General features: G+C 69.6%; 5 protein-coding genes and 1 pseudogene. All 6 read right to left on the bottom strand.

What is annotated here, in order from left to right; translation table 11 throughout:
• Positions 1-207, bottom strand: a pseudogene (locus H0W38_RS20700) (protein TolA); the annotation flags it as partial.
• A gap of 23 nt (positions 208-230) precedes the next feature.
• Complete coding sequence (gene tolR / locus H0W38_RS20705; RefSeq protein WP_292457740.1) at positions 231-662, bottom strand: protein TolR; 432 nt, start codon at positions 660-662, stop codon at positions 231-233.
• An 11-nt stretch (positions 663-673) separates the two neighbouring features.
• Positions 674-1,363 carry a protein TolQ gene (gene tolQ, locus H0W38_RS20710; protein WP_292457743.1) on the bottom strand — a complete coding sequence of 230 codons (690 nt, stop codon included), beginning with the start codon at positions 1,361-1,363 and terminating at the stop codon, positions 674-676.
• Positions 1,360-1,761 carry a tol-pal system-associated acyl-CoA thioesterase gene (gene ybgC / locus H0W38_RS20715; protein ID WP_292457746.1) on the bottom strand — a complete coding sequence of 134 codons (402 nt, stop codon included), beginning with the start codon at positions 1,759-1,761 and terminating at the stop codon, positions 1,360-1,362. Before ybgC ends, tolQ begins: the two co-directional genes overlap by 4 nt.
• A gap of 4 nt (positions 1,762-1,765) precedes the next feature.
• A complete protein-coding gene (locus tag H0W38_RS20720) occupies positions 1,766-2,266 on the bottom strand; it encodes a TssQ family T6SS-associated lipoprotein (protein WP_292457748.1) in 501 nt (166 codons plus the stop codon).
• A gap of 5 nt (positions 2,267-2,271) precedes the next feature.
• The coding region (locus tag H0W38_RS20725; protein ID WP_292457750.1) for a PEGA domain-containing protein at positions 2,272-2,572 on the bottom strand (301 nt) is incomplete at its 5' end.

The raw sequence follows: 2,572 nt of genomic DNA on the forward strand, positions 1-2,572 counted from the left end.
GGGCTCGGCAGCGCGCGGTGCGGCGGCCTTGGGCACGGCGGCCCACAGCTCGGCCTCGGCGCCCTCGGGCTCGCTACTGCGCCAGTTCACGCCGATGCCGAGCGCGACGATCAGCCCGATATGGGCGATCAGCGCCAGCACGGCTCCGCCCGAGAGCTTGTCGGGCGCGCGCGGACGCAGTTCGTCGGTCACCGGAGCGCGGCGCATTGGCGCGTCTCGGTCCGCGTCCCTCACGTGCCGGTCGCCTTGACGGCCAACCCGACGCGTTGCACACCGGCGCGCTGCAGCGTGTCCATCACCTTGACGACCTGCTCGTACCGGACGTTGCGATCGGCCGCGATGATGACCGGCGCATCGGCGCTACCGCCCTGCAGTGCGCCCACGCGTGCGGCCAACTCCTTGAGGGTGATGCGCGCGGCGTCTTCCTTGCCGTCCACGCGCAGCCGCAGCACGTCATCGGCTCCCACCACCACCTCGATCACGCGATCGGGTTGGCGCGCGGCCTTGCCGACCGTCGGCAGGTCGACCACGCCGGTCGTGATGAGCGGCGCACTGACCATGAAGATGATGAGCAGCACCAGCATCACGTCGATGAAGGGCACCATGTTGATCTCGTTGATCGTGCGCCGGCGGGTGCCGTGGCGGGCGTTGAGGGAAGCCATTGCGTGTCTCCTCAGTGCGCGCCGGCCTGGCCGATGTTGCGCTGAAGGATGTTGGAGAACTCCTCGATGAAGGTTTCCATCTGGATGGCGATGCGGTCGATGTCGCGCGCGAAGTTGTTGTAGGCCAGCACGGCCGGAATGGCGGCGAACAGGCCGATCGCGGTGGCGACCAGCGCCTCGGCGATGCCGGGCGCCACGCTGGCCAACGAGACCTGCTGCAGGTTCGCCAGGCCGGTGAAGGCGTGCATGATTCCCCACACCGTGCCGAACAGCCCCACATAGGGCGAGACCGAACCGACCGAGGCCAGGAACGACAGCCGCGACTCGACCACGTCGAGCTCGCGCTGAAAACTCGCCCGCATGGCGCGGCGCGCGCCGTCGAGCAGGGCGCCGGCATCGAGCACGCGCTTTTCGCGCAGCTTGAGGAACTCGCGCATGCCCGAGGCGAAGATGCGGTTCATCGGCCCGCCCTCTTCGGCGCGCTTGGCGGCGTCGGCATACAGGTCCTGCAGGTTGCGCCCGGCCCAGAACTCACGCTCGAAATCGCCGTTGAGCGCGCGCACCCGCCTCAGGCCGAACATCTTGCCGAAGATCACCGTCCAGCTGGCCAGTGAGACCGCGAGCAGCCCCACGATGACGAGTTGAACGACCAGGCTCGCCTGCAGCACGAGCTGGAAGATGGACATGTCTGCTTGATTCATGCGAGCCGTTCGAGAAGGAAGTTCGGAATGCGGCGCGGGCGGAAGGTTCCGCTGTCCACGCAGCCGATGCGGATGCGGCCTTCGGCCAGCACTGTCGCGCCGCGCCGGCACGACTGCGCGAAGACCATGCTGGCACGGCCCTGTTCTGCGACCTCGACGCTAACCTCCAGCCAGTCGTCCAGACGAGCCGGCTGCAGGTAGCGCACCGTAGTTTCGCTGACGACGAACACGGTGCGCTCGGTCCTGCGCAGCGCCTCTTGCTCGACGCCGTGCGAGCGCAGCCATTCGGTGCGCGCGCGCTCGAAGAACTTCAGGTAGTTGGCATAGAACACCACGCCGGCGGCGTCGGTGTCTTCCCAGTACACGCGCAATGCAAAGCGGAAATCGGCGGTCGGCAAAGGCTCAGCGCGTGTCGGTGGCCGGCGGGCCGAGTCGGCGATAGACGGGGCCCCAGACCGGGTGGCCCGACTCGGCCTTGTTCAGGACGAAGCCGGGTTCGGCACTGCGTGCGGCGCGAAACGCGGCTTCGCACTGCTTGCGGCGCTTGCTGGTGCAGTAGACGAAGGCCAGCGTCTTGTGGGCCGCAGCGCGGTCCTGCGGCGCGGCCAGGCCGGTCTTCAGCGCCTTGTCCAAGCTTCGCTCCGCGCGCTTGTACTGGCCTGCCTCGTAGGCACGCAAGCCGGCGAGCAGCGCCTGCTCGGCCGGTTGCGAGGCCAGCGCCACGACGCTGGGCGGCGGTGGGGGCGGGGGAGGGGGTTCGGGGGCCGGTGCGGGCGCAGGCTCGGGTGCGGCTGCGACGGGTGCCTGGATCACGGAAGCTGGCGGCGGCGGCTGTGGCTGGGCGCAGGCTGCCAGCGCGAGCACCAGGGCGGTGGCGATCGATCTCTTCAGGAATGCGCTCATGTTCATCAGGGTCCGAAACGGTGGTGAAGGGTTGAAGTTTCGTCTGTGCCGACCTGCACGGTGGCCACATGCGGGGCGAAGGCGCCGTTGCGCAGTCTCACGGTGTGGCGCCCCGGGGCGAGGGACAACTGACGCAGCGGCGGCGTGATGCCGACCACCTGGCCATCGATCTCCACTTCCGCCCAGGGGCTCACGGCGAGCTGCAGGACGCCGGTAGCGGCTTCGGCGGCGGGCCCGGCGGTCGGGGTGGCCGCTGCCGCTGCTGCGGCGGTGCCGGTGCTGCCCGCCCCGGCCTCGGCGTCGGCC

This window comes from Methylibium sp. (genome assembly GCF_013817365.1).
Classification (GTDB): domain Bacteria; phylum Pseudomonadota; class Gammaproteobacteria; order Burkholderiales; family Burkholderiaceae_C; genus Methylibium.

Excerpts from the sequence above, each read along its gene's own strand:
- H0W38_RS20720 (WP_292457748.1), bottom strand. The coding sequence starts at position 2,266 with ATGAGCGCATTCCTGAAGAGATCGATCGCCACCGCCCTGGTGCTCGCG.
- tolQ (WP_292457743.1), bottom strand. The coding sequence starts at position 1,363 with ATGAATCAAGCAGACATGTCCATCTTCCAGCTCGTGCTGCAGGCGAGC.
- tolR (WP_292457740.1), bottom strand. The coding sequence starts at position 662 with ATGGCTTCCCTCAACGCCCGCCACGGCACCCGCCGGCGCACGATCAAC.